The organism is Bordetella genomosp. 13 (genome assembly GCF_007679965.1).
In the GTDB taxonomy this organism is placed as follows: domain Bacteria; phylum Pseudomonadota; class Gammaproteobacteria; order Burkholderiales; family Burkholderiaceae_B; genus Bordetella.
The window spans coordinates 790,679-816,635 of sequence record NZ_VEHL01000001.1 but is presented as its reverse complement, the minus strand read 5'-3'; the positions used below and the strand labels follow the sequence as shown (position 1 = coordinate 816,635).

23 protein-coding genes are annotated in these 25,957 nt (G+C 66.6%); 12 read left to right on the top strand and 11 right to left on the bottom strand.

The window, feature by feature from the left end; genetic code table 11:
- Positions 1-23 precede the first annotated feature (23 nt).
- Entirely contained in the window at positions 24-422 is a 399-nt protein-coding gene (locus tag FS845_RS03760) for a RidA family protein (RefSeq protein ID WP_144630772.1), read from the top strand.
- Here FS845_RS03760 and FS845_RS03755 read toward each other — a convergent pair.
- The 4 genes from FS845_RS03755 to FS845_RS03740 all read right to left on the bottom strand — a co-directional run bounded on the left by FS845_RS03755 (position 416) and on the right by FS845_RS03740 (position 6,017).
- Positions 416-859 carry a hypothetical protein gene (locus FS845_RS03755; protein WP_260986130.1) on the bottom strand — a complete coding sequence of 148 codons (444 nt, stop codon included), beginning with the start codon at positions 857-859 and terminating at the stop codon, positions 416-418. The genes FS845_RS03760 and FS845_RS03755 overlap by 7 nt on opposite strands.
- A gap of 451 nt (positions 860-1,310) precedes the next feature.
- On the bottom strand, positions 1,311-2,300 hold the full coding sequence (locus tag FS845_RS03750) for a Bug family tripartite tricarboxylate transporter substrate binding protein (RefSeq protein WP_144630770.1): 990 nt from the start codon (positions 2,298-2,300) through the stop codon (positions 1,311-1,313).
- 52 nt (positions 2,301-2,352) lie between these two features.
- The gene (locus FS845_RS03745; protein ID WP_186332143.1) at positions 2,353-3,936 is read right to left on the bottom strand and encodes a hydantoinase B/oxoprolinase family protein; all 1,584 of its coding nucleotides are present in this window, start codon (positions 3,934-3,936) and stop codon (positions 2,353-2,355) included.
- A complete protein-coding gene (locus FS845_RS03740; RefSeq protein WP_186332142.1) occupies positions 3,933-6,017 on the bottom strand; it encodes a hydantoinase/oxoprolinase family protein in 2,085 nt (694 codons plus the stop codon). The genes FS845_RS03745 and FS845_RS03740 overlap by 4 nt, the downstream gene beginning before the upstream one ends.
- Positions 6,018-6,135: 118 nt before the next feature.
- Between FS845_RS03740 and FS845_RS03735 the strand changes: the two genes are divergently transcribed.
- Positions 6,136-7,059 carry a LysR family transcriptional regulator gene (locus FS845_RS03735; protein ID WP_144630767.1) on the top strand — a complete coding sequence of 308 codons (924 nt, stop codon included), beginning with the start codon at positions 6,136-6,138 and terminating at the stop codon, positions 7,057-7,059.
- A gap of 18 nt (positions 7,060-7,077) precedes the next feature.
- Here the strand turns inward: FS845_RS03735 and FS845_RS03730 are convergent, their stop codons facing one another.
- Positions 7,078-8,142 (bottom strand): threonine aldolase family protein, encoded by a 1,065-nt coding sequence (locus FS845_RS03730; protein ID WP_144630766.1) that lies wholly within the window; start codon positions 8,140-8,142, stop codon positions 7,078-7,080.
- A 66-nt stretch (positions 8,143-8,208) separates the two neighbouring features.
- On the opposite strand from FS845_RS03730, the gene FS845_RS03725 reads away from it, so the two are divergent.
- Positions 8,209-9,087 (top strand): LysR family transcriptional regulator, encoded by an 879-nt coding sequence (locus FS845_RS03725; RefSeq protein WP_144630765.1) that lies wholly within the window; start codon positions 8,209-8,211, stop codon positions 9,085-9,087.
- 25 nt (positions 9,088-9,112) lie between these two features.
- Here FS845_RS03725 and FS845_RS03720 read toward each other — a convergent pair whose 3' ends face one another.
- The gene (locus tag FS845_RS03720) at positions 9,113-10,120 is read right to left on the bottom strand and encodes a Bug family tripartite tricarboxylate transporter substrate binding protein (protein ID WP_144630764.1); all 1,008 of its coding nucleotides are present in this window, start codon (positions 10,118-10,120) and stop codon (positions 9,113-9,115) included.
- Positions 10,121-10,393: 273 nt separating this feature from the next.
- Entirely contained in the window at positions 10,394-11,053 is a 660-nt protein-coding gene (locus FS845_RS03715; RefSeq protein WP_144630763.1) for a flavin reductase family protein, read from the bottom strand.
- A 225-nt stretch (positions 11,054-11,278) separates the two neighbouring features.
- Between FS845_RS03715 and FS845_RS03710 the strand changes: the two genes are divergently transcribed.
- The 8 genes from FS845_RS03710 to groL all read left to right on the top strand — a co-directional run bounded on the left by FS845_RS03710 (position 11,279) and on the right by groL (position 20,293).
- Positions 11,279-11,950, top strand: a complete 672-nt coding sequence (locus FS845_RS03710) for a GntR family transcriptional regulator (protein ID WP_186332141.1) — start codon at positions 11,279-11,281, stop codon at positions 11,948-11,950.
- Positions 11,951-12,037: 87 nt separating this feature from the next.
- Positions 12,038-13,012 (top strand): tripartite tricarboxylate transporter substrate-binding protein, encoded by a 975-nt coding sequence (locus FS845_RS03705; RefSeq protein ID WP_186332140.1) that lies wholly within the window; start codon positions 12,038-12,040, stop codon positions 13,010-13,012.
- Between the two features lie 29 nt (positions 13,013-13,041).
- On the top strand, positions 13,042-14,730 hold the full coding sequence (locus tag FS845_RS03700) for a thiamine pyrophosphate-binding protein (protein ID WP_144630760.1): 1,689 nt from the start codon (positions 13,042-13,044) through the stop codon (positions 14,728-14,730).
- Entirely contained in the window at positions 14,730-16,364 is a 1,635-nt protein-coding gene (locus tag FS845_RS03695) for a GMC family oxidoreductase (protein WP_144630759.1), read from the top strand. Before FS845_RS03700 ends, FS845_RS03695 begins: the two co-directional genes overlap by 1 nt.
- 22 nt (positions 16,365-16,386) lie before the next feature.
- Entirely contained in the window at positions 16,387-16,770 is a 384-nt protein-coding gene (locus tag FS845_RS03690) for a carboxymuconolactone decarboxylase family protein (RefSeq protein ID WP_144630758.1), read from the top strand.
- A 280-nt stretch (positions 16,771-17,050) separates the two neighbouring features.
- On the top strand, positions 17,051-18,007 hold the full coding sequence (locus tag FS845_RS03685; protein ID WP_144630757.1) for a DUF2332 domain-containing protein: 957 nt from the start codon (positions 17,051-17,053) through the stop codon (positions 18,005-18,007).
- Positions 18,008-18,334: 327 nt separating this feature from the next.
- Positions 18,335-18,622 carry a co-chaperone GroES gene (gene groES, locus FS845_RS03680; protein ID WP_066127625.1) on the top strand — a complete coding sequence of 96 codons (288 nt, stop codon included), beginning with the start codon at positions 18,335-18,337 and terminating at the stop codon, positions 18,620-18,622.
- 30 nt (positions 18,623-18,652) lie between these two features.
- A complete protein-coding gene (groL, locus tag FS845_RS03675; RefSeq protein ID WP_066127628.1) occupies positions 18,653-20,293 on the top strand; it encodes a chaperonin GroEL in 1,641 nt (546 codons plus the stop codon).
- 106 nt (positions 20,294-20,399) lie between these two features.
- On the opposite strand, the gene FS845_RS03670 is transcribed toward groL, so the two are convergent.
- From FS845_RS03670 to gdhA, 3 genes are all read right to left on the bottom strand, one after another.
- Entirely contained in the window at positions 20,400-21,731 is a 1,332-nt protein-coding gene (locus FS845_RS03670) for a type II toxin-antitoxin system HipA family toxin (RefSeq protein WP_144630756.1), read from the bottom strand.
- Between the two features lie 3 nt (positions 21,732-21,734).
- A complete protein-coding gene (locus FS845_RS03665) occupies positions 21,735-21,992 on the bottom strand; it encodes a helix-turn-helix domain-containing protein (protein ID WP_144630755.1) in 258 nt (85 codons plus the stop codon).
- Positions 21,993-22,202: 210 nt separating this feature from the next.
- Positions 22,203-23,546 carry an NADP-specific glutamate dehydrogenase gene (gene gdhA / locus FS845_RS03660; RefSeq protein WP_144630754.1) on the bottom strand — a complete coding sequence of 448 codons (1,344 nt, stop codon included), beginning with the start codon at positions 23,544-23,546 and terminating at the stop codon, positions 22,203-22,205.
- A 249-nt stretch (positions 23,547-23,795) separates the two neighbouring features.
- Between gdhA and FS845_RS03655 the strand changes: the two genes are divergently transcribed.
- Positions 23,796-24,734, top strand: a complete 939-nt coding sequence (locus FS845_RS03655) for a YihY/virulence factor BrkB family protein (RefSeq protein WP_144630753.1) — start codon at positions 23,796-23,798, stop codon at positions 24,732-24,734.
- A gap of 153 nt (positions 24,735-24,887) precedes the next feature.
- On the opposite strand, the gene FS845_RS03650 is transcribed toward FS845_RS03655, so the two are convergent.
- Positions 24,888-25,754, bottom strand: coding sequence for a fumarylacetoacetate hydrolase family protein (locus FS845_RS03650; protein ID WP_144630752.1), 867 nt, complete (start codon positions 25,752-25,754; stop codon positions 24,888-24,890).
- Positions 25,755-25,957: the final 203 nt, after the last annotated feature.

The window sequence follows — 25,957 nt, the reverse complement described above, 5'->3', positions numbered from 1 at the left end:
AACAAACGCCAACGGACAGGCAGATGACAGACCGACAATTGATCATTCCCCCGACGATGCGGCGCATCGTCGACCGCGCCGGCTACGTGCCGGCGGTCCGGGTCGGCGCCACCGTGTTCTGCGCGGGCCAGGTGGGACGCACCGCCGACCTGGAAGTGATCGCAGACCCCGAGGCGCAGTTCGTGGCGTGCTGGGAGAACCTGCGGCTGGTGCTGGAAGAAGCGGGCTGCACCTACGAGGACGTCGTCGACATGACGACGTACCACGTGGAGATGAGCCGGCACATGCCGGTGTTTCGCGACGTGAAGGACCGCATGTTTCCGCGCGGCACGTGCGCGTGGACGTGCATCGGGGTGTCCGAGCTGGCGCGCCCGGGCCTGCTGGCCGAGATCAAGTGCGTGGCGGTGCGGCGCGATCAGTAGTAGATGTCGACGTAGTCGGTCAGCCCGTCGCACACTTGCATCTGCTGCAGGCGCCAATACTTGCGCTTGCCGGTGGCGCGGAACTCGTAGTCGCCGGTACGTTCGCAACGGCGCCCCTTGTCCGGCGCATCGACGATCAGGATAGTGCCGCGGAAGGTGAAGCGGTCAGCCGAGATGGCCACCACATCGCCCTTGATCTCCACCGAGCCGGACGCATTGGCATGTCCGCCCTGCAGGCGTATCACGCCGTTGTCGTCCACCGCGTCCAGCTTGCCGCGCTCGTCGGTCCAGAGCCATTGGACGCTGATGCCGCTGTTGTGCAGCAGGCGCTCGTAGGCGGTCTGGTCCTTGACGTCGGTCTGCTGCACCGGCTGCAACGCGGGCGCTTCACGCTGCGCCGCCCCTTGCGCATAGGGGTTGTTGGCCGCAATGGCCAACGGCGCTGCACCCGCGAGGACGGCGCCCAGCGCAAGCGCGCGCAGCCCCGCTATCCATGCCTTTCCAGCGCATTTCAGAAAACGATTCTTTTGCATAGTGAGTGACGAAAGAGGGGATGCCGGCCGTCGCTGGCGCGCTGGTTGCCAGGCGCCAATGGAGAACTAACTTAGCACGCCACGGCGTGACAATCCGCCAGCCTGGCCACCGCGCGCCGATACATGTGCGTCGCCTCGTCGGAGTCGCGCCGCGCACAGGTTTCGCACGGCGGCTCGATCGATGCAAGGCGGATCCACCGCCAGCGCCTTGCGCGCGTGGTACCCGAACGTCCGCTTCGAACCCTCCGACAGCTTCGCGCATCGCTTCATCGAGTGCCTGTGCGCCGCGACGGCGGAGGAAGGCCGGCCCATGGTGCAACAGCGCGCCCGTGCCGGCCCCGTCCGAAAGACGCGATCACTCCTGCATGGTGATCCCCGCGTCGCGCACGATCTTCTCGAACTTGCCGATGTCCTGCGCGATGAAGGCCGCGACCTCGGCCGGCGTGTCGTAGGCCGGCTCGCCGACGGTGGCCCGCAGCGTCGCGATGAAGGCCGGATCGCGCATGGCCTTGGAGACCTCTTCGTTCAGCCGCTGCACGATCCTCGCGTCCGTCTTCGCCGGCGCGAACAGCGCGAACCAGCTTTGCAGCGCATAGCCCGGCACCACCTCGCCGATGGCCGGCACGTCGGGCAGCGTCGCGATGCGTTCGGCCGTCGTCACGCCCAGCGCGCGCAACTGGCCCTTCTCGACGAAGGGCTTGACCGCGGCCGGGCTGGCATACGTCATCGATATGCGCCGGGCCACCACGTCCAGCACCTGCTGCGACGAGCCCTTGTAGGGCACGTGCTGCGCCTGCACGCCCACCAGCTTGTTGAACAGCTCCCCCGCCAGATGCTGCGCCGTGCCGATGCCGCTGGTGCCGTAGGTCAGCGCCTTCGGGTTCGCGCGCGCGTAGCCGACCAGGCCGGCCAGGTCCTTCACGGGCACGTCCGGATTCACCACCAGCACGTTGGGCGCCTTGACCACCAGCGCCACCGGCGTGAGGTCCTTGCGCGCGTCATAGCTGATGGCGGGATTCACCAGCGGCGTGATCGCCACCTCGCCCGCCGTGCCCAGCAGCAGCGTGTAGCCGTCGGCGTCCGCGCCGATCAGGCCGCGCACGCCCAGCGCGCCGCCCGCGCCCGGGCGGTTCTCGACCACGATCGACTGCCCCAGCGGCCCCGACAGCCGGTGCGCCAGCTCGCGCGCCGTCAGGTCCACGCCGCCGCCGGCCGAGAACGGCACGATCAGCCGGATCGGCCGCGACGGGTAATCCGATTGCGCGTGCGCCGGCGCACACGCCATGGCAAAGGCCAGCGGCAGCCAACGCCCCCAGACCCGCATTCCAGAAAGAACAGACTTCATTGTTTTCCCCTTGTTAGGTTGTCGTCCACTCCAGCCCTCCTTCTATGGAGGATCATTGCTCGGCGCCGTACCCGCCTCCGCCCGGTGTACATACGCGCAGCACCTGGCCGGGCTTCAGGCGGATTTCCGCGGCCGCGGCAGGCAGGCGCCGTTCGTCGGGCGTGTCCGGGTCGAGGATGAAGCGTCCGAGGCCGCCGTCGCCGCCCTGGTCGCTGCCGGCGGCCGCGACGTGCTGGCGTTCCGACGACAGGCTCAGCACTACGTTCTCGCCCAGGATGCGATAGTCGCGCAGGATGCCCGCGCCGCCCCGGTACTGTCCGGTGCCGCCGCTGGGCGTATTGATCTCGTAGCGCTCGATGCGGAACGGATACGCCTGCTCCAGCGCCTCCACCGGCAGGTTGGACGAGCCCGAGGCGTGCACCCGCACCGCGTCCATGCCGTCGCGGTACGAGCGCGCGCCCATGCCGCCGGCCAGGGTCTCGTAGTTGACGAAGTACTTGCCGCTGCGCGGATCGTCGCCGGCCAGCACGATGAGCTGGTGCGGGCCGCTGCGCGCCAGCCCCTTGCCGGGCATGGCCTGCGACAGCGCCGTGGCGATGACGTCGCCCAGCACCGCGCACGAGATCGCGCGCGCGCCGATGGCGGCCGGCGACACGGGGCCCACCACCGTGCCTTCGGGTATGCGGACCTCGATGGTGCGGAAATAGCCGGCGTTGGCCGCGATCTCGGGATCCAGCATGCTCTTGACCACGGTGTACACCGTGGCGATCAGCGCCCGGTATGGAATGTTCCGCGCGGACTGCAGCTGCGGGGCCGAGCCCGCGAAGTCCAGCACCAGCCGGTCGCGCTCGACGGCCAGCGCCAGCCTGATCTCGGCCTTCTCGCCTTCCTCGTTGCCATCCAGGTAATCGCAGGACACGTACCTGCCCTGCGGCAGGCCCTCGATGGCCTTGCGGAAGCGGCGCTCGGTGAAATCGAGATAACCGCGGATGGTGTCCTGCAGGTCCTGCGTGCCGTAGCGCTCGAACAGCGCCTGCACCGAGCGGATGCCCACGGTATTGGCCGCGATCTGCGCGCGCACGTCGCCGGAGCGCTCTTCGGGCGTGCGCGTGTTCAGCAGCAGGATGTCGAGGATATCGCTGGCGAGCTCGCCCGCCGACAGCAGGCGCACGGGCGGGATGCGGATGCCTTCCTGGAAGATCGACGTGCAGACGGCCGCCTCGGAGCCCGGCACCATGCCGCCCACGTCGGCATGGTGCGCGATGTTGGCCACGAAGGCCACGATGCTTCCCTGGTGGAAGACCGGCGCGATCATGTTGATGTCGGGCAGGTGCGAGCCGCCGCCGTGGTACGGGTCGTTCGCAATGAACATGTCGCCGGGCCGCATGTCCTGGCGCGGGAACTTGCGCAGGATCGCGTCGACCACGCCGACCATCGAGCCCAGGTGGATCGGCACGCGCTGCGGCAGCGCGATGATGTTGCCGTCCTGGTCGAACACGGCGGTGGAGCAGTCGTGCCGCTCCTTGATGTTCGGCGAGAACGCGGCGCGCGTGAGCGCGGCGCCCATTTCTTCGGTCACGCCCAGCAGGTAGCGCGCGACGACTTCGGCGCGGATCGGGTCGATAGGCTTGTTCATGCCTGGAATCCTTGGGTATTGAGGATGTCGGAGAGATCGAGATGCAGATAGCCGTATCGATCGACGCTGGCACGCGCGCCCGGCGGCACCACCGTGGTGGTGTCCATCTGCTCGACGACGGCCGGCCCCGTGAATTGCGCGCCGGCGTATAGCCGGTCCCGCTTGATGATGGGCGTGTCCACGAAACCGGTCTGCGCGAACCACACGGACCGGTGGCCCGACACGGCGGCCTCGATGCTGCCTTCGTTGCCGATCGCCGCGGTGGCGGGCTTGTCGGAGCGGATGACCACCGCGCCGCGCACGTTGACGATCTGCACGTCGTGCGCCGGCAGCTTGTAGCCCAGCGTGGCCTCGTGCCGCTGGTGGAACCGCGCTCGCAGCGCGTCCAGCAGCGCGGCATCGAGCACCGGGCCCTCGATGGGCAGCGTCAGCTCCGAACTCTGGCCCGCATAGCGCATGTCGATCTGCCAGGTACGTTGCACGTCGGCCGCGGCGTCGGCGGACTCGTCCTGCAACCATGCCTGCATGCGCGACTCCAGCGCCTCGAAACCGGCGTTCACGCGGCCGATCTGCGCGGGCTCCGCCGCCACCAGGCACGTCATGGCGAAGTCGCCGCGCTGGTCGGACTGCAACAGGCCCTGGGCCGACAGCAGCCCGGGACGGGGCGGCACGACCACCCGATGCATGCCCGCCGACAGCGCGACCTCGGCCGCATGCAGCGGCCCCGCGCCGCCGAACGCCACCAGCGCATACTCGCGCGGGTCTTCGCCCTGCTCCACCGATATCACACGCACGGCGCCGGTCATGTGCACCGTGGCAATCTTCAGGATGCCGACCGCGGCATCCGCGACGCTCATGCCCAGCGGCTCGGCAACCGTCTCGCGGATGGCTTTCTCCGCGTTCTGCGGGAACACGTCCATGCGGCCGTCCAGCAGGGACACCGGGCTGAGACGGCCCAGCACCACGTTGGCATCGGTGACCGTGGGCAGCGTACCGCCGCGGCCGTAGGCGGCCGGGCCGGGATAGGCGCCCGCGCTTCGGGGGCCGACCTTCAGCATGCCGCCGGCGTCCAGCCACGCCAGGCTGCCGCCTCCCGCGCCGATGGTATGGATGTCGAAGGTCGGCGCCCGCACCGGCAGCCCGCGCATCGGCCGCTCGCTCTTCATCGCGGGCGACAGGTCCTTCACCAGGCAGACGTCGGTGCTGGTACCGCCCATGTCGAACGCAATGAGGCCCCGCTGGCCGACGTCCATCCCGGTGGTCACCGTGGCCATCACGCCGCCGGCGGGGCCCGAGAAGAACGTGTTGATCGGCAGCTTGCGCACGGTCTTCGTGGTGACCGCCCCGCCGTTGGACTGCATGACGCGCGCGGGACGCTGCACCCCGATGTCCTTCACGCCCTGTTCGAAGCGCTCCAGGTAGCGGTCCATCACCGGCATCAGGCTGGCGTTCACCGCGGTGGTGATGAAGCGTTCATACTCGCGCAGTTCGGGCAGCACGTCGGCCGATGCGCACACATAGGCATCGGGCCAGTGCTCCCGCACGATGGCCAGCGCGCGCTGCTCGTGCTCGGGGTTGGCATAGGCGTGCATGAAGCACACGGCGACGGCGCCCACGCCGCTCTCGCGCAGCGACGACACGGCCCGCCGTACGGCGTCTTCATCGAGCCCGGTGACGACGCTGCCATCGAACTGCAGGCGCTCGGCGACCTCGAAGCGGTCGGCCCGCGCCGACGGCGGCACCGGCTTCGGGATGTCCAGATTGAAATAGTGCGGCCGGCGCTGGCGCGCGATGTCCAGCACGTCGCCGAAGCCCTGGGTCGTCAGCATGCCGGTGCGCGCCCACGTGCCCTCCAGTACGGCATTGGTCGCCAGCGTGGTGCCCAGCACGACGAAGTCGACGTGGGCAGGCGCCACACGGCTGATCTCGAGCAGTTCGCGGATACCGTCCAGGATGCCCTGCGCCGGATCCTGGGTGCGCGTGGGCACCTTGTGATACACGCACGTGCTGCTGTCGGTGTCGCGCAGCACCAGGTCGGTGAACGTGCCCCCCGTGTCGATGCCTATCCAATACTTGTCCATGATCCCTGTCTGTTCCTGGTGTGGCGCGGCAGGCCGAACCCCGCCCTGCGAATGAGCGCTCATCTTGCGGCGAAAGCGGGGTCATGACTATTGGAACTTTCATCGTTATTATTAAGTAATGCCTAATAAACTGAAGCTGCGCCAGCTCGAGGGTTTCGTCGCCGCCGCCGACACGGGCTCGTTCGTCCTGGCGGCCTCGCACATGGCGATGAGCCCGCCGGCGTTCTCGCAATCGATCCGCGAACTGGAAGCCAGCCTGGGCGTGGCGCTGTTCGACCGCACCACGCGCCGGGTCGACCTGACGGCGGCCGGCCAGCAACTGCTGCACAGCGTGCGCCGGCCCCTGCAGGATCTGGACCATGCGTACGCCGAGATGCGCGCGCTGGCCGTGGGCAACCGCGGACGGGTCGCCTTCTCGATCCTGCACTCCCTGGCCTTCGGCATCGGCACGCGCGCGCTGGCCGCCCTGCGCGCGCAGCATCCGAGCATCTCGGTGCAGATGATCGAGGACCAGAACGACGTGCTGGTCGAACGCGTGATGAACCGCGAGGTCGACTTCGGCCTGGGCATGTTCACGCACGCCAGCGACGAACTCTCGTTCGAGCCGCTGTTCGTCGACGAACTGGTGGCCGTCTTTCCGAAGAATCACCCGCTGCGCAAGGCCGGGCAGGTGGAATGGGCCGAGCTGGCCGCGTCGCCGCTGATCCTGTTGCCGCAGAAATCCAGCGTGCGCCGGCTGGTCGAGGCCTCGATCCTGGTCACCGGCATGCCTCGCCAGCCGGTGCACGAGGTGGTCAGCATGGTGACGGCCATCAACATGGCGTCGGCCGGCCTGGGCATCACCATTCTTCCGCAGCTGTCGCTGGGCTCGCTGAACCTGCGCAACCTGATCGCGCGCCCGATCGGCGAGCCCAAGCCCTATCGGCAGATCGGCATCCTGCGCCAGGCCGCCCGGCCGGTGCTGGAGGCCGAGCGCGTGGCGCTGGCGCAGATCCGCCGCGAAGCCGGGCAGGCCGAGGGCGTGCTGCCCCGGCTTCCGTAGCGCCGTTCGGACGCGGGATCAGCGCCCCTGGCCGGCCTGCGCGGCAAACACCTGGGCAGCCCGGTCGACGTCGGCCTGCCCGATATGCCGGTGGGTCACGCAACGCAGCACGTGCTCGCTCCAGGGCCGCACCAGCACACCGCCCTGCCCCAGCTGGGACACCCACTGCTGGGCCGACCGCCCCGTGGCCGACGTATCGACCATGACGATGTTGGTCTGCGGCACGCTGACGCGCAGCGCCGGGGCCAGCTCCCGCAATTGCGTGCTCAGGCGCGCGGCCGTCGCGTGGTCGTCGGCCAGGCGCGCCACCATGGTGCGGATCGCGACCAGGCCCGCGGCGGCCGCGATGCCCACCTGCCGCTGCCCGCCGCCCAGCGCCCGCCGCATGTTCCGGATGCTGCCAGCCAGGGCCTGCGGGCAGACCAGCACCGCCCCCATCGGCGCGCCCAGTCCTTTGGACAGGCATACGGCCACCGTGTCGGTATGCGCGGCCAGGGCGGACACGGGAACGCCTAGATGCACCGCCGCGTTGAACACGCGCGCGCCGTCCAGGTGCACGGCCGCGCCGGCCTCGCGCGCCAGGGCCGCGACGTCCTTCATGTACTGGACCGGCAGCACCGTGCCGCCGGCGCTGTTGTGCGAGTTCTCCAGGCACACCAGCGCGGTGCGTAGCTTGCTGCGTTTCGACGCCAGGGCGTCCGAGAGCAGGCCGAGATCCATCGCGCCGTTCTCGCCGCGGATCGGATGATAGAAGGCGCCCGTCAACGCGGCGCCGCCGCGCTCCGCGCCGTAGATGTGGGAGTCTTCCTGCGCCAGCACGATGTCCTGGCGGCCCGCCTGCACCAGGATCGTCGCCAGGTTGGCCATGGTGCAGCTGGGAAAGTAGACGCCCGCCTCCTTGCCCAGCATCCCGGCCATCCCGGCCTCGAGTTCCTGCGCGGTCGGATCCCCGTCCAGGCCGTCGTCGCCCAGCCGGGCCACCGCGATGGCCTCGTACATCTGCGCCGTGGGCAGCGTGACGGTGTCGCTGCGCAGGTCGATGGTCTCCGTGCGCGGGTTGGATGCTTTCGTGTCGTGGTCCATTCGTTTCCTTCCCCTATGCAAGGTGGTGAGGTACCTTATCGGCCAATCCTCGTTCCGGTGTATTCCATGAATCTGCGATCGCTAGAGACGCTGCGCGCCATCCTCGTCCACGGCAGTTTCACCGCCGCCGGCGAGGCGGTGGGATGCAGCCCCAGCGCGGTCAGCCTGCAGATCAAGCAGCTCGAACAATATTTCGGGCAGCCCCTGTTCGACCGCAGCACGCGGGTCATCCAGCCCACGCCCTTCGCGCTGCAGATCGCGGCCGCGGCCGACGAGTTCACGGACAAGGTCCGCGCGCTGCGCACCCGCCAGTCGCTGGCCGTCGAGGGCAAGCTGCGCCTGGGGGCCATCACCAGCATGCAGAGCGACCTGCTGCCCCAGGCCCTGCTGACGCTGCAGCAGCGGCATCCGCAACTGGACGTCAGGATTCCGCCGCTGAACGACAGCAACGAAGTGCTGAAGGAACTGCAGGCCGGAAGGATCGATGCCGCGCTGGTGGTGCGCCCCGGCAACGGCGGCTCCAGCCGGCTCGTGTGGGGCGACCTGCTGCGGCAGCCGTACGTGATGCTGGCCCCGCCCGGCGCGACCGAGCGCAGCCCGCAGGCCCTGATCAAGGCCTATGGCTGGGTGGCGTACGACACGGCGCTCCCGGGCGGCCAGGTGGCGGCGCGCCACGTGCGCGCCATCGTGCCCGGCGCGTCGATCCGCATGGAGCTGCGCTCCACCGACGCCCTGGTGTCCCTGGTGTCCCTGGGCATGGGCGTCACCGTCATTCCGCGGCCCCGCCAGCCGCTGGCCACCGCCTACGGCGTAAAGGAGATCGACCTGGGCCGGCATGCGCCGCATCGGCAGATCGCGTTGGCATGGCGCCGCGCCGACGACGGCAACCGCAAGATCGCCGCCGTCATGGAAGCGTTTCGCGACAGCCATCGCACGGGCGCATGAAGGCCAGCGGGTCATCGCGCCCGCATCAATCGATGGTGATGCCGGTGTCCTGGATGACGCGCCGCCACTTGGCGCGCTCCGAGGCCAGGAACGCGTCGAACTCGGCGGGCGTGGCGGTGATCCGCACCTCGACGCCCTTGTCGGCCAGCTCCTTCTTCATCTCGGGCGTGGCGAGCGTCTTGTTGATCTCGCGGTTCATCACGGCGATGGTCCCGGGCGGCGTCTTGGCCGGGGCCACCACGCCGTAGAAGACGTAATAGTCCAGCCCCGGGAAGCCCGCTTCGGCCAGCGTCGGCACGTTCGGGAAATCGTCGTTGCGCTGCGCGGAGGTCACTGCCAGCGCGCGCAGCTTGCCGGACTTGATCAGCGGCGCCGCCGCGGACAGCGACGAGAAATAGATGTCGACCTGCCCGCCCAGCAGGTCCGTCATCGCCGGGCCCGCGCCCTTGTACGGCACGTGCACCAGCTTCGCGCCGCTCTGCTTGGCCCAGCTGGCCGACACCAGGTGGCCGACCGTACCGTTGCCCGAGGTAGCGTACGTCAGTTCTCCCGCCCGTCCCGCCGCGACCACGTCGGCGACCGACTGGTAGGGCTTGCCGGCCTGCACCACCAGCGCCAGCGTGCCGGTGCCGATCAGGGCGACGGGCGCCACGTCAGTCTCGGGATCGATCTGCAGCTTGCTGTACAGGTACTTGGCGGACACCAGGTTGCTGGTCTCGCCCAGCACGATCGTGTAGCCGTCGGGCGCCGCGCGGGCGCCGTACACCAGGCCGATCATGTTGCCCGCGCCGGGACGGTTCTCGACCACGAACTGCCAGCCCGCGCTCTGCGTCACCTTGGCGGCCAGCAGGCGCGCCGTCGTGTCCGTGCCGCCGCCCGGAGGACTGGGCGACACCAGGTGGATCGGCCTGCCCGCTTCGGGGAAGGCCGCCGTGGATTGCGCCGCCGCGGGCGACGAGAGCGCGGCGCCGAGCAGCAGGGCAGGCAGGACGCTGCCGGCCAGCAGCCTGTTGATGATGGGTGTCTTCGACATCGCTTTCACCTTGAGACGGTCCGGTGCGTCCGGACTCTGGGGTTGCCTCGATGACCGTTCGATCCGAGGGGAAGCCGGCCTGCCGCGCGACTCGCGGTCGCGTCGGCCATGGTCGGCATTGACGAATGGTAGCGTCCGCGTGCGTTGATGAAAGCGAGGTTTTCACAGACCAGGATTGAGTTTTCCTCATCAATCCGCCGGCAGGCTCCAGCGCGGCGCAGGGGTGGCCAGCGACTGACGTCGGAGATTCGAGAAGCGCGTGAGACACCGGCGTCACGCCCTTGCCAACGGCTCATACGCCCTCTCCGGTATCTCCGCGAGCCGGGACGGATGCACTTGCTCGCTCAACCCGTAGAACTTCTGGAAGTTCATGATCAGCGGCGACCATTTGTCCGGATCGATCCGGTTCGCATGGCCTTCCATGAGCAGATCGGGGTGGACGTGCACGCGCTGGATCCGCACTTCGATGAGGCTGAGAAACCCCCGCAATTGATCGCTGTCCTCGCCCATGCCATGGACCGCAGACACCACGGCTTCGAGCTGGATCGGGCATTCGAGCGCGCGCGGCGGGCTGACGGTATCGGACGCCACCCGGGTCATGCCGGCGCGTCCGAACTTGTCGGGTTCGTACACATAGCCCAACGACCGCTTGAATTCGGGAACGGGATACGTGCCCGTCGTGCGCGCGATGCGGTCGACGGCGGCCACCTCGTTGGCCGACGGAAGGTTCAGCACGCACTCGCCGGTGCGCAGCAGGTTGCGCGTGGTCTGCGATGCGGACGCGATACCGAGCACGCCTCGCCATCCCAGCCAGAAGGCCGAGGAGTTGGGCGCCAGATTGTGCGAACCGTCTTCACTGATGGTGCTGATCAGGACGACGGGCGTGCCGAGATAAAGGATGTGCGGTTCGGCGGCGACGTGGGGTGCGTTCATGAGTTTTCTTGCTCCTTGGTTGGAGCATTCATGGTGCGATCCCGGCCCCCTTCCACACACTCCGGTTCTTGCGACGCTGCCGCGCGCCATCGCGGACAGGCGGGGGCAGACTTCGTCCGCCGCGCCCCGACGGATGGATGTCGACATTCAAGCATCGGACGCTGAAAACGCACGCTCTGGCCTACAATGCGTGGGCCCACGAATCCGCGCATTCTTCGCCCCAAGATGTCCCAGCCGCAGCAGAACGCCAATCTTCTCAAGACCCTGCCCCTGCAGATCGCGGATCTACTGGCCGAACAGATCGCCGATGGCCGATGGGCGCCCGGCGACCGCCTGAGGGAAACGGAGCTCGCGTCCAGCTACGGCGTCAGCCGCGCCACCGTGCGCGAGGCCCTGCGCCTGCTGGAGATCCGCGGCCTGGTCACCATTCGTCCGCAGCGCGGCGCCTGCGTCACGCTGCTGTCCGCCAAGGAAATCCTGGACCTGTACGCCGTGCGCGCCGCCATGGTGTCGACCGCATCGCGGCTGGCCGCGGAGCGCTGCACGCCGGCCGAGGCCGACATCCTGAAGGGGCGCCTGCGCCTCTTGGCCGACCATATCGGCGAACCCGCCGAATACACCCGGCACAGCCGCGAGCTGGTCGAGTACATTGCCAGCCTGGCCGACAACGCCATCCTGGCCAGCTACGCGAACGACATCGCCAGGCAGATCGGCCGCTACGTCCGCATCAGCCTGGCCACCCTGGAGCGGCGCGAACGCTCCCTGCGGGCCTGGGAGGAACTGATCCAGGCCATCACCTCGCACGACCCCGAACGCGCCGCTGCCTGCCACTACCGGCTGGCCGTGCAAAACCGCGACGCCGTGCTGGAAGAACTTTCCCGGACGGGTCAGACCTAGGCTTTACCCCTCTTGCCTCAACCGCATTTCGCCTTTAAAGTAAAAATGTCGACATTTATAATGACTACAACCTACGAGGGGACAACCATGTTTTCACTCCACGCCCGTCTGATGCGGGGCCTCGCCGCCGCGCTTTTCCTCGCCGCATCCTCGCAGGCCTTGGCCGCGCCGGCCGCGGTCAAGTTCGATGCGCCCTTGCGCATCATCGTGCCGTTCAGTCCCGGCGCGCTCATCGACATCATTGCCCGCATCTACGCCGAGAAACTCACCCCGCTGCTGGGCCAGCCGGTCGTCGTCGAGAACAAGCCGGGCGCGGGCGGCCTGGTGGGGGCCCAGCGCACGCTGAGCGAAGCGGTGGACAAGAACACGATGCTGTTCGTGTCCTCGTCGTACGTGGTCATCCCGGCGGTCACCGAGAAGATGCCGTACGACACGCTCAAGGATTTCTCCGGCATCGCGACGATCGCCTCGTCGCCTACCCTGATCGTGCTCAACCGCAAGAGTCCGTACGCAAAACTGAGCGACTTCGTCGAGGCCGCGCGGCGCCCGGATGCCCGCTTCAACTACGGCTCGGCCGGCGTGAATTCCGCGACCGACCTGGTGGGCCGCTACTTCAACCAGCAGGCGGGGACCCATCTCGAACACATTCCGTACAAGGGCGTGCAGGAAGGCGTGGCCGAAGTGGCGGCCGGACGCGTCGACGTGTCCTTCCCGCCCATCGCCCTGGCTCTGCCCTTCATCCAGTCGGGCCAGTTGAAGGCGCTGGCCGTCACCAGCCCCAAGCGTTCCGCCCTGCTGCCCGATACCCCCACCGTCGCCGAGATCGGGCTGGGTGACTTCGACTACAGCATCTGGTACGGCGTGGTGATGAATGCCCAGACCTCCCCCGCCGTGAAGCAGGCGCTGGCCGACGCCATCGCGAAGGTCGGCCGCGATCCGGCTGTCCAGGAGCAGCTGACCCGCCAGGGCCTGGTGCCCGACAACCGCCAACTCAAGGTCTTCGACGAGTACATCGCGCGCGAGATGGACAAGTTCAACAAGATCCTGAAGGCCAACCCCTAAGCGCAATGAATGCATCGAAGGAGATTCAAATGAAGACCATGACGGGCGGCCAGGCGGTCGTCGAGGCGCTCGGCGCCCAGGGCACCGACCACGTATTCGGCCTCATCGGCTCGGCGGGCATGGAAGTGTTCGACGCCCTGTACGACGCGAAGGACATCCGTTTCATCGGCGTGCGCGACGAGCGCACCGGCGTGCACATGGCCGACGGCTATGCCCGCGCGTCGGGCAACGCGGGCGTCTTCCTGGCCGGGCAGAATGGCCCGGGCGCGACCAACCTGGTCACCGGGCTGGCGCAGGCCCACGCCGCCTATTCGCCCGTGATCGCCCTGGGCGGCTCGCTGTCCTCGGCCCACATCTATCGGGATGCGTTCCAGGAAGTCGACCAGCAGTCGCTGTTCAAGCCCATCACCAAGAAGACCTACACGCTGACCCAGACGGCCCGCATCCCCGAAATGGTGGGCGAGGCCTTCAGGACCGCGCTGTCGCCGCGGCGCGGTCCCGTCATGCTCAACCTGCCGCGCGACCTGCTGGCCGATGCGCTCGAGGCCTCGGCGTACGGCGCGATCGAACGCGCGCAGATCTTCGGTTCGCTGACCGCGCCGCGCTCGCTGATCGAACAGGCGGCCCAGCTGCTGGCCAACGCCGAGCGCCCCCTCGTCATCGCGGGCGGCGGCGTCAAGAACAGCCGCAGCCAGCGCGCCGTGCTGGAGCTGGCCGAGCGCCTGAACGCGCCCATCGCCATGTCTCCCGGCCATGGCGACGCCATCTCCTGCAACCATCCGCTGTATGCAGGCCAGGTGGGCCCGCGCGGCAACGTCGTGGCTTCCAATTTGGCCAAACAGGCCGACGTCATCCTGGCGCTGGGCACGCGCCTGGGCTTCAACACCACGTTCTACCAACGCGACAGCCTGAACCCCGAAGCCAAACTGATCCAGGTGGAGATCGAACCCACCGCGCTGGGACGTTTCTTCCCGCTGGATGTGGGCATCCTGGGCGATGCCGACACCGTGGCGCAAGACCTCGTCGCTGCGCTGCAGGGCCTGCCCGCCAATCCGCGCGCGCCGGCATGGGCCGGGCAGTTCGCCGCGCAACGCGCCGCACTGCTGAAGCAGCGCGACGAGGCGGCCGGCGCGGCCGCCGATCCGATGCAGCCCGGCTTCCTGTTCAAGACGCTGCGCGAGGTCGCGCCGGAAGACGCCATCTACACCATGGACGCGGGCACGCTGTGCCTGCAGGCCACCGACCAACTGCGCTATGCACAGACGCCGGCGCTGTTCACGCCGCTGGACTTCGGCCTGGTGGGCTTCTCGTACGCCTGCGGCCTGGGCGCCAAGCTGGCGCGGCCCGAGCGCACCGTCATCAGCCTGATGGGCGACGGCGGCTTCGGCATGGCCTGCAGCGAGATCGGCACCGCGGTCGCCAGCGGCATCAACACGGTGTGCCTGGTCATGAACAACGGATGCTGGGGCGCCGAGAAGGCGTATCAGCGCGACTTCTTCGGCGAGCGCTACCTCGGCGCCGACGTGCCCAACCCGCCCTACGACAAGCTGGCCGAGCTGTGGGGCGCGCAGGGCTTCCGCGTCGAGCGCGCGGCCGACCTCGCGCAGACGGTGGAGGCCGCCATCCGCTGCGGCCGCCCCGCCGTCGTCGACATCCAGGTCGATCCCAACGCTCTCTACAGCTTCCGTAGGGACTCCTTCAAGAACCGCGCGAAGTGATGATGACGGCAGAACAGTTCGACTACATCGTGGTCGGCGCGGGATCGGCGGGCTGCGTCGTCGCCAACCGCCTCAGCGCTTCCGGCAAGCACCGCGTGCTGCTGCTGGAAGGCGGCGACGAAGACCGCAACATCTGGATCCACATCCCGCTTGGGGTGGGCAGGCTGCTGACCAATGAAAAAGTGGTCTGGCCCTTCAAGACCGAGCCGCAGGCCAGCCTGGCCGGCCAGCAGATCTACTGGCCGCGCGGCAAGGTCTTGGGCGGGTCCAGCTCGGTCAACGGCATGGCCTACGTCTGGGGCGATCCGCGGGAATACGACAGCTGGGAAAACCAGTTCGGCATCAAGGGCTGGGACTTCCGGACGCTGCTGCCCTACTTCGGCAAGATCGAAAGCAACCCCTACTCCCGCAATCCGCTGCGCGGCCGGTCCGGCCCCATCCGCATCACCGACCGCGCCGCGCGGGATCCCGACCGGATCTCCGACGCCTACATCGCCGCCTGCCGCGAGGCCGGCATCGCTACGACCTCCGACTACAACGCCGGCAGCTACGAGGGCGTGCGCTACCTGGAGCAGAGCGCGCACCAGGGCCGCCGCTGCAGCGCCGCCGTCGGCTACCTGCGCCCGGCGCGGCAGCGCGCCAACCTGGTCGTGCGCACCCATGCCTTCGTGCGCCGACTGCGCTTCGACGGCACGCGCTGCACGGGCGTGGAGTACGACTGGAACGGCGCCACGCGCACGGCCCAGGCGCATCGCGAGACCGTGCTGTGCGCGGGCGCGGTGCAATCGCCGCAACTGCTGGAGCTGTCCGGCATCGGCGACGCGCAGCGCCTGCGCGCGCTGGGCATAGCCGTGGTGCGCGACCTGCCGGACGTGGGCGAACACATGAGCGACCACCTGCAGGTGCGCTGCACCTACCGTTCGTCCATCCCCGAGACCATCAACGACATCATGCGCAGCCCCTTCTACAAGATGAAGGCGGGCCTGCGCTATCTCACCAGCCGCAAGGGCCTGCTGGCGGGCACCTCATCCACCGCCCACGCCATCACCCGCACGTCCGATGCGCTTGCGCATCCGGACGTGATGATCCGCATCTACCACATCAGCGGCAAGGACCGGTACTCGCGCGACGGCGTCGGCGGCATCGACAAATTCCCGGGCTTCTCCATCGGCGGCTTCATGCTGTATCCGCGCTCGCGCGGCAGCATCCACGCCGTCTCCGCCGACCCCAAGGCCGCGCCGTCCATCAACCCGAACTACCTGCGGGACGAGCATGACCAGGGCACGGCGGTGGCCATGCTGCGCCTGATCCGCGACGTCGCCGCCCAGGCCGCCCTGCGGCCCGTCATTGTCCGGGAAGAGCGCCCAGGCGCCGCCGTCGTCTCGGATGCAGACTTGCTCGACTATGCCCGGCAGACCGGGCAGACCGCCTGGCACACCGTGGGCACCTGCCGCATGGGCCGGCCCGGTGAGTCCGTCGTCGATGAAAGGCTCAAGGTGCACGGCCTGCAGGGGCTGCGCGTGGCGGACATCTCCATCATGCCCACCATCGCATCGTCGAACACCAACGCGCCCGCCATGATGATCGGCGAGCGCGCCGCGGAATTCATTCTTGCCGATGCGGCCGGCAGTTGACCTTTTTATTCAGGACCTTGCCATGGCAGACACGCAACGCCCCGCCATAGAAACCCCCTTGTGCGAAGCGCACATCGCCAAGGGGGACTGGAATCCGCTGTGGGACCAGCTGCGCGAGCTGGATCCGGAGTTCATGGAGGCCTATCTGGCCTTCCGCAGCGTGCCGCAACGCAATGGGCCGCTGCCGCAGAAGTACAAGGAGTTGATCCTGGTGGCGATCAATGCGGCGACGACGCATCTGTATGGGCCGGGGGTCAGGCGGCACATGCGGAATGCGATCAAGGCGGGGGCGACAAGGGAGGAGTTGCTGGAGGCGATACAGCTGACCACCGTCATGGGCATTCATTCGTGCAATCTGGCGGTGCCGATCCTGATGGAGGAGACGGACGAGCAGCGGACGGCGTGACGCCAGAGAGCACCAGGACGACCTCCGGGGGCGCAGGCGGACGCTGGACTCGTTCCCAATTTGCTTGCCGACCAGGTTGGCACAACGCTCGTGGAGCTCCCGTGTAACGTCATCGCGGGGCGGCATAACGTTGTCGAACTTCTGCTCTATCCCTCTGCGCCGCACCGCCATGCAGACGGCCTGAAGTCCATCGAGTTCGAAGGCCTTGGGGACGATATAAGACACCGCTCGCGCCAGCGATGCTACTCTGCCGGGACTCATCTGCGTACTGGGAGATGGCATGGATCGAATTGCCGACCGCTATCTGAGGTTTGCAAAAATCGAGGCGGCGGGTCGCTCTCCGTTGTATGAACAATGGGCATTGCATGTCGCGAATTCCTGTGACGCACTGGCGTTTTTACAGGGTCTACCTGTAGATAAACAGCAACCCAATCTGCTGTTTGCCGCGTTCCGGCATACCGTAGGCACGCCTTCATCGACTGCGGAATTCGATGCAGGCCTGGCGCAACATGGCACCGCCATCCGCGCTCTTATGCTGGCTCGTTCCACGCAGACTAACGAACCAGGGCGCTGTGCGGTATTGATGCCCGCTCTCGCTTCGATCAGGGGCAAGATAGCGCTCATCGAAGTGGGGGCCTCTGCAGGGCTGTGCCTGCTGATGGACAAATACGGCTACGACTGGGGTTCCCAACGCCTGGTTCCGGGTCGAGACGATACGGGCTATCCGGTATTCCCCTGTGAGGTCACCGGCGCGGGCCCGCTTCCCCACACCTATCCTGAAATTGTGTGGAGGGCTGGACTAGACCTGAGCCCAATCGACGTTCACTGCGACGAGGACAGGAAGTGGCTTGAAGACTTGGTGTGGCCCGAGGATGGCTATCGACTCGCACGCCTTCAGTCTGCGCTGCGGATCTGCAGACGCGAGCCGCCCCAGATCGTCCGGGGCGATTTGCTGCGGGATCTTGCCTCCTTGATCGAACAGGCTCCGGCGCAAGCGACCGTGGTTGTGTATCACTCCGCTGTCCTGAACTACGTGATGGACCAGGCACTGCGCAATGAATTTGCACGCGACATGTTGGCCTCGCGTTGCGTCTGGATCAGCAACGAAAGTCCATCGGTATTTCCACAGTTCTTGCCCGCGGCCACGCCGCAACCGTCCGGCATGTTCCTGTTGTGTGCCGATGGCCATGCGTTGGCCTGGACGGATCCGCATGGTGCCGCGCTGCAATGGCTGTGATTCAGCGCCTTCTTTGCTACCCGCCGTCGGGATCTTCGCCACGAAGGGATGCGAGAGACCGCGTTGGGTCGAGACTGTGTGGAAACTCCACTCGCCCCCCATCGCCAGCATCGCTTTCATCGTCGGCTGGAGCCCAGGATATGCATCACCCGCTTGAGGTTGCCTGCCGCCAGCCAGACCACACAGATATGTAACACCCCCCTTGAACCTGCCGGAACCACCCCTATAATTAGCACTCGTCACAGGCGAGTGCTAACAGCCGTCCTCGGCCCGGCCCCCTGTGCATCCGTTACCAACTGGCCTTTTCTCTACAAACAGGAGTTCCTCATGGCCCTGCGTCCCCTGCACGATCGCGTGATCGTCAAACGCCTGGACAACGAACGCAAGACCGCCTCGGGCATCGTTATCCCTGACAGCGCGGCTGAGAAGCCCGATCAAGGTGAAGTCGTGGCAGTCGGCCCCGGCAAGAAGACCGAAGACGGCAAGGTTCTGCCGGTCGACCTGAAGGCTGGCGACAAGGTGCTGTTCGGCAAGTATGCCGGCCAAAGCGTGAAGGTCGATGGCGAAGAGCTGCTCGTCATCCGCGAGGACGAAATCCTCGCCGTCATCCAGTAATCGCAACCCGAATCTACAAGGAAGCTGACAATGGCTGCCAAGCAAGTCCTGTTCGCCGACGACGCCCGCGTGCGCATCGTCCGTGGCGTTAACGTCCTGGCCAATGCCGTCAAGACGACCCTGGGCCCCAAGGGCCGCAACGTGGTTCTGGAGCGCTCGTTCGGCGCCCCCACGGTTACCAAGGACGGCGTGTCCGTCGCCAAGGAAATCGAACTGAAGGACAAGTTCGAGAACATCGGCGCCCAGCTGGTCAAGGACGTCGCCTCGAAGACCTCCGACAACGCCGGTGACGGCACCACCACCGCCACCGTGCTGGCCCAGGCCATCGTTCAGGAAGGCCTGAAGTACGTTGCCGCTGGCTTCAACCCCATCGACCTGAAGCGCGGCATCGACAAGGCCGTCGCCGCCGCCGTCGCCGAACTGCAGAAGGCTTCCAAGCCGGTCACGACCAGCAAGGAAATCGCCCAGGTCGGCTCGATCTCGGCCAACAGCGACCAGTCGATCGGCAAGATCATCGCCGACGCGATGGACAAGGTCGGCAAGGAAGGCGTCATCACCGTCGAAGACGGCAAGTCGCTGGACAACGAGCTGGACGTCGTCGAAGGCATGCAATTCGACCGCGGCTACCTGTCGCCCTACTTCATCAACAACCCCGAGAAGCAAGTCGCTGCCCTGGACGATCCGTTCGTCCTGATCTTCGACAAGAAGGTCAGCAACATCCGTGACCTGCTGCCCGTGCTGGAACAAGTCGCCAAGTCGAGCCGTCCCCTGCTGATCATCGCGGAAGACGTCGAAGGCGAAGCCCTGGCCACCCTGGTTGTGAACAACATCCGTGGCATCCTGAAGACCACCGCCGTCAAGGCGCCTGGCTTCGGCGACCGCCGCAAGGCCATGCTGGAAGACATCGCCATCCTGACCGGCGGTACCGTGATCTCGGAAGAGACCGGCCTGTCGCTCGAGAAGGCCACGCTGGCCGAACTGGGCCAAGCCAAGCGCATCGAAGTGGGCAAGGAAAACACGACGATCATCGACGGCGCCGGCGACGGCAAGTCGATCGAAGCGCGCGTCAAGCAGATCCGCATCCAGATCGAAGAAGCGACCTCGGACTACGACCGTGAAAAGCTGCAAGAGCGCGTGGCCAAGCTGGCCGGCGGTGTTGCAGTGATCCGCGTCGGTGCTGCCACCGAAGTCGAAATGAAGGAAAAGAAGGCCCGCGTCGAAGACGCCCTGCACGCCACGCGCGCTGCGGTGGAAGAAGGCGTGGTGGCTGGTGGTGGCGTGGCTCTGCTGCGCGCCAAGCAAGCCATCGCCGAGCTGAAGGGTGACACCCCCGACCAGAACGCCGGCATCAAGCTGATCCTGCGCGCTGTCGAAGAGCCCCTGCGCACCATCGTCACCAACGCCGGCGAAGAAGCCAGCGTGGTCGTGAACAACGTGCTGGCCGGCAAGGGCAACTACGGCTACAACGCCGCCACCGGCGAGTACCAGGACCTGGTCGAGCAAGGCGTTCTGGATCCCACCAAGGTGACCCGCACCGCCCTGCAAAACGCCGCCTCGGTCGCCAGCCTGCTGCTGACCGCCGAAGCTGCCGTGGTCGAACTGGCCGAAGACAAGCCCGCTGCCCCGGCCATGCCCGGCGGCATGGGTGGCATGGGCGGTATGGACTTCTAAGACGTCCTGTCGCAGGCGCGCCGGCCTGGCCGGCGCGTGCAGTGCCCAAAAAAAACGCCTCGAGGCTTCGGCTTCGAGGCGTTTTTTTGTCATGTCATCACAGGCGTCAAGGCGCCTTCTCGACCGCTAACAGGTCTGATCGCCCGATGGCGCCTCGCTTTTCCGCCGCATCGGGCGGGCCAAAGCCAGAGGCTTTGATCGTGTCATCCAGGCATCGATACTGTTTGTCCTGTTTGGCGCTGCGTAACGTGCACATTCCGTCATTCCAGGCATGGAGCATCTGGGTTGCGACCCACGTCCACCTGGGCTCATTCGTCGCGGCCGAAACGATCTCTTTACCCACCTCGACGGCGGACTCGCATAGCCGCTCGACCATCGAGGCGTATTCTTTGCTGGAAATCCCCAGCCTGCTGGCAAAAAACTGCTGCAGCGCCTTGCCTGGCGCCCAGGTCTTGCGCCCTCCCACGGACAGGCCCGGCCCATTGTTCACGTAGCGCGGATACGCCTGCGTGGTCACGACGTCGAACACGGGGCTGTAGGCGACATCGCCCCGAGATGAGTAGTAAAGCGCGATGTTCTTCGAGTGGCAGTCAGCATTGCGCACGACATAGTTGATCAGCAGTTGCCATCCGAAATGCACGTGTTGCCCACGGCGAAGCTCGGGAGGAACGTAGGCTTCGGTCGCATGCAGAACGCGTTCGGTCGTCGGCAGGTATTTCTCGTGAGGAGGCAGGCCCAGCAAGCTGCACGCATCCTCCAATCCATAAGTGGGATGCCCTTCTGCGTCGATATCGAACCTGTCGACGACGAGGACTTGGCCATCATCCGACATTCTTGCCTTCGCTACGGGCACGACATTCAAACGCTCAAGTACCCGCATGCTATAGAACTCGTTAAATCCAAGATAAGGCGTGTGCCCATCGGACCCTTTGATGATGTGCCTGGGTGTACGCAGCGTCGCCTTGCCAGGTTGCTCGCCACTCGCTTCCGGCGCGATGAACTTCGGCACCACGCCCGATATGCCACTTCGGGCGTACTGTCGCACCAAGTCGCCGAACTGCTCGGCGTTGTGTTCGGTCGTCAGCAAGTCATCGATACTGATAGCATCAACTTCGACCCCGGGCTTTCCCCCTTCTGCGGTAACCGCCACCCGTCCTATGCCGGATGCCCCGACGACGGCCAGCAAAGAGAGATCCGTGCCATCCATGAGCGGACCGAACGTCTCACGAATCACATCCAGCAGATAGCCCTCTGGAAGGTTCTGGCGAAAGAAAGGATGCAGGTCACGCGGCCAGCGCCAGGGTTCGTCTTGCACCGGCATTGCCAAGCTGACAAAATCTTCGGCGGCAACGCCTTGCCGGTACTGAAGAAGGTACTCGTCGCCATCCCGGTACAGTTGGGCAACTTGACGGCCCTGCACATGAACGTCGAGTCTCATGCCCTATTCCTTGGCGCGCTGCTCGGCCAGGATGTCGTGCAGCGTCCTGGTATGTCCAGCCTTGACCGCTTTGAGGTCATAGCCCGCGGCCTCGAGAAGCCGCACCAGCGCCGACACGCTCATGTCGTCCCGCGCCAGCGTCTCCATGCGCGCCACCGTCGTGCGGGCGACGCCCGCACGGTTCGCCAGTTCTTCCTGCGAGAGATTCGCCGATTTGCGAGCGGCTTTCAGCATCTCGGCTACGTGGGACAGATTGGTCATTTTGTAGCCCCTGGGCCATCGATATGGCTGATTATAGTTTTCTGGTGGCCCCTGGGACACAAAATATCAAAAATCCACGACGATAGAAATGTAGCCGTAGGGCGACAAAATTTGCTGGAAAAGAGATTTTTGTAGCCCCCGGGCATCAATCCACCACTTTGGCTGGGTCTCCGCCGTCACGAAGACGTGAGACCTGCCCAAGGGAATCGCCTACACCACGCCCTGCGCCTGCATGGCCTGCGCCACCTTCACGAAGCCCGCGATGTTCGCGCCGTCGATATAGCTGACGGTGCCGTCCTCGCGCTTGCCATAGCGCACGCATGCCGCATGGATGCTTCGCATGATGTCCAGCAAGCGGCCGTCGACCTCTTCGCGCGACCATTGCAGGCGCACCGCGTTCTGGCTCATTTCCAGGCCCGAGACGGCCACGCCGCCGGCGTTGCTGGCCTTGCCCGGGGCGTACAGCACGCGCGCTTCCTCGAAGGCGTGGGCGGCGTCCAGCGTGCAAGGCATGTTGGCGCCTTCGGCCACGCACTTCACGCCGTTGCGCATCAGCAGCTGGGCGTCGTCGGCATCCAGTTCGTTCTGGGTGGCGCATGGCAGTGCCACGTCGACCGGCACGTGCCACGGGCGCTTGCCGGCCAGGAACTGCGCGCCGGTCTGCTGCGCGTACTCGCTGATGCGGCCGTAGCGGACGTTCTTGATGTCCATCAGGGTGGCCAGCTTCTCGGGCGTGAAACCCGCCTCGTCCACGACGGTGCCGGACGAGTCGGACACCGTCAGCACCTTGGCGCCCAGCGCCATGGCCTTCTCGACGGCGTACTGCGCCACGTTGCCCGAGCCGGACACCGACACGCGCAGGCCGTCGAACGACAGGCCGCGCGTCTTGAGCATCTCGTCGGCGAAGTAGACGGTGCCGTAGCCGGTGGCTTCCGGGCGGATCAGCGAGCCGCCGAAGCTCAGGCCCTTGCCGGTGAAGACGCAGTCGGCGCGATTGGACAATTTCTTGTACATGCCCGCCATGAAGCCGACCTCGCGGCCGCCCACGCCGATGTCACCGGCCGGCACGTCGGTGTCGGCGCCGACGTGGCGGTACAGCTCGGACACGAAAGCCTGGCAAAAGCGCATGACTTCGGCGTCGCTCTTGCCCTTGGGATCGAAGTCGGAGCCGCCCTTGCCGCCGCCCATGGGCAGCGTGGTCAGGGCGTTCTTGAAGGTCTGCTCGAAGGCCAGGAATTTAAGCACGGACAGCGTCACCGAGGGGTGGAAGCGCAGGCCGCCCTTGTAGGGACCGATGGCCATGCTGTGCTGGATGCGGTAGCCGCGGTTGACCTGTACCTGGCCATGATCATCGGTCCAGCACACGCGGAACATCACCACGCGTTCGGGTTCCACGAGCCGGTCCAGCAGATTGTGTTCGGCATACCTGGGGTTTTTCTCGATGAAGGGCCACAGGCTTTCCATCACTTCGGTGACGGCCTGCAGGAATTCGGGCTGGCCCGGGTTGCGGGCGGCGACTTCCTCCAGGAATTGCTGGACGCTCGTGTATTTCACTATTTCTTCCTCATGGTGGTGCGGTTGTAATAAAAAACGCACCATTTTTTACCCTAAATGCTCACCAATGGGGAATTTTGTGCGCCACATTGGGGCGAAATCCAGAAAGAAACTTGTGCGACGCGGCCGACGCGGCCGCTTTCGCATCCATCGAGGCTTACATTTTGACGCTCGTCCTAGCCATTCGCGGCTTGGTCGCGCAGCGCGGATTCCTACAATGGCATATCCGCCACGCACTCAGGACGACGCATGCAGGTACTGTCGCGCTTTCGCGTTCCCCGCCCCCGTGAAATCGGCAACCTGATGAAGGATTGCGCCAGCGAATGGTCCAAGCACCGGGCCTCCAGCAAGGGCGCGGCGCTGTCGCTGTACATGGTGTTCTCGCTGGCGCCGATGCTGATCCTGGTGATCGCGGTGGCCGGCGCGTTCTTCGGCGAGGACGCGGTGCGCTCGGAGCTGGTGGCGCAGATGCGCGACCTGATCGGCGAACGCGGCGCGGAAGTCATCCAGACGGTGCTGGCCAGCGCCCACGAATCGGGCAGCGGCTGGATTGCGGCGCTGATCTCCGTGGGCGTGCTGGTCTTCAGCGCCACCACGGCCTTCGCCGAACTCAAGGCCAGCCTGGACGATCTGTGGGAAGTGGAGGAAAAGAGCGGGCTGAACGCGATGGTGCGCAGCCGGCTGGTGTCCTTCGGACTGGTGCTGGTGCTGGGCCTGTTCCTGCTGGTGTCGCTGGTAGTGAACGCGGGCCTGGCGGCGGCCGAGAAGTTCTACGGCAACATGTGGGCCGCCTCGACCTTCGCAGTGCTGGCCGATTGGTTTTCCCAGGCGTTCTCGTTCTGCGTGGTGACGGCGCTGTTCGCGGTGGTCTACAAGCTGCTGCCCAGCACGCGCATCCCGTGGCTGGACGTGCTGCCCGGCGCGATCGTCACGGCCGCGCTGTTCGTGGTGGGCAAGTGGGGCATCGGCATGTACCTGGCGCGCGGGGCCGCGGTGTCGGCCTATGGCGCCGCGGGGTCGCTGATCGCGTTGCTGCTGTGGATCTATTACTCGGCGCAGATTTTCTTCTTCGGGGCGGTGTTCACCCGGCAGTTCGCGTTGCGGTTCGGCAGCTTGCGCAATGACCCGAAGGCGCCGCGAGATGATGGCCTGGCTGCGTCGCCTCAATCGCCCCCGCCGCACCCATGAGCGCGCAGGCGCCGCTGCCGCCTTCCGCGGCTGAAAGCCTTTATGCAGACGGCGCCCTCCGCGCGCACGACATGCGATTCGAGGCAACGGAAAGCGTGCTGGCGCTGCGTCTGGATTGAGCGGCCCGGACAAGGCCGGGCCCAAGCCCACGCCTCACTGATCGATCAGCTCCGGATTCCACGCATGCACGCGCTGCCGCTGCTCGCCCAGGCCCGCCACGGACAGGTGCATCTCGTCGCCCGGCTTCAGGTACACCGGCGACGGCTTGTGCCCCATTCCCACGCCCGGCGGCGTGCCGGTGCTGATCAGGTCGCCGGGGTACAGCGTCATGAAGCGGCTGACGTAGCTGACCAGCTGCGCCACGCCGAACACCATGGTGCGCGTGTTGCCTGCCTGGAAGCGCTGGCCGTTGACGTCCAGCCACAGATCCAGGTCTTGCGGATCGGGCACCTCGTCGGCCGTCACCAGCCACGGGCCCACGGGGCCGAAGGTGTCGCAGCCCTTGCCCTTGTCCCAGGTGCCGCCTCGCTCGATCTGGTATTCGCGTTCGGACACGTCGTTGACCACGCAGTAGCCGGCCACGTGCGACAGCGCGTCGGCCTCGGACACGTAGCGCGCCTTGGTGCCGATGACCACGCCCAGTTCCACTTCCCAATCGCCTTTCAGCGAGTCCTGGGGCAGCACGACCGGGTCGTTGCAGCCCACCACGCACGACTGGGGCTTCATGAAGATGATGGGCTCGGTGGGCAGGGGCAGGTTGGCTTCGGCGGCGTGGTCGGCGTAGTTCAGGCCGATGCAGATGAACTTGCCCATGCCGCTCCAGGGCGGCGCCAGGCGGCCGGGCTGCGGCACCAGCGGCAGCTTGGACGCGTCCAGCTCGCGCAGTTGCTGCAGGGCCCGCGGTTCGAGGGTCTGGGCAGAGATGTCCGGCAGCACGTCCGACAGGTCGCGCACGCGGCCCTGGGCGTCGATCAGGGCGGGCTTCTCCGCGCCCTTGGCGCCATGGCGCAGCAGTTTCATGGTGGCAATTCCTTCAATGGGATCGTTGCGTGCGGGGGCTGCCCCGCAATCGGGGCCGTCGTCCATCTCAAAGATACACGGAGAACGCGCCTGTGGATAACCACGAACCCGGGCTCCCTGCCGGCCGTGCACTGCGGGGATTGCGCCTTCCGTGGGCCGGCCGCGACACCTAGGGTAAGTCCGGCGCGGGTTTGCCCCTGACG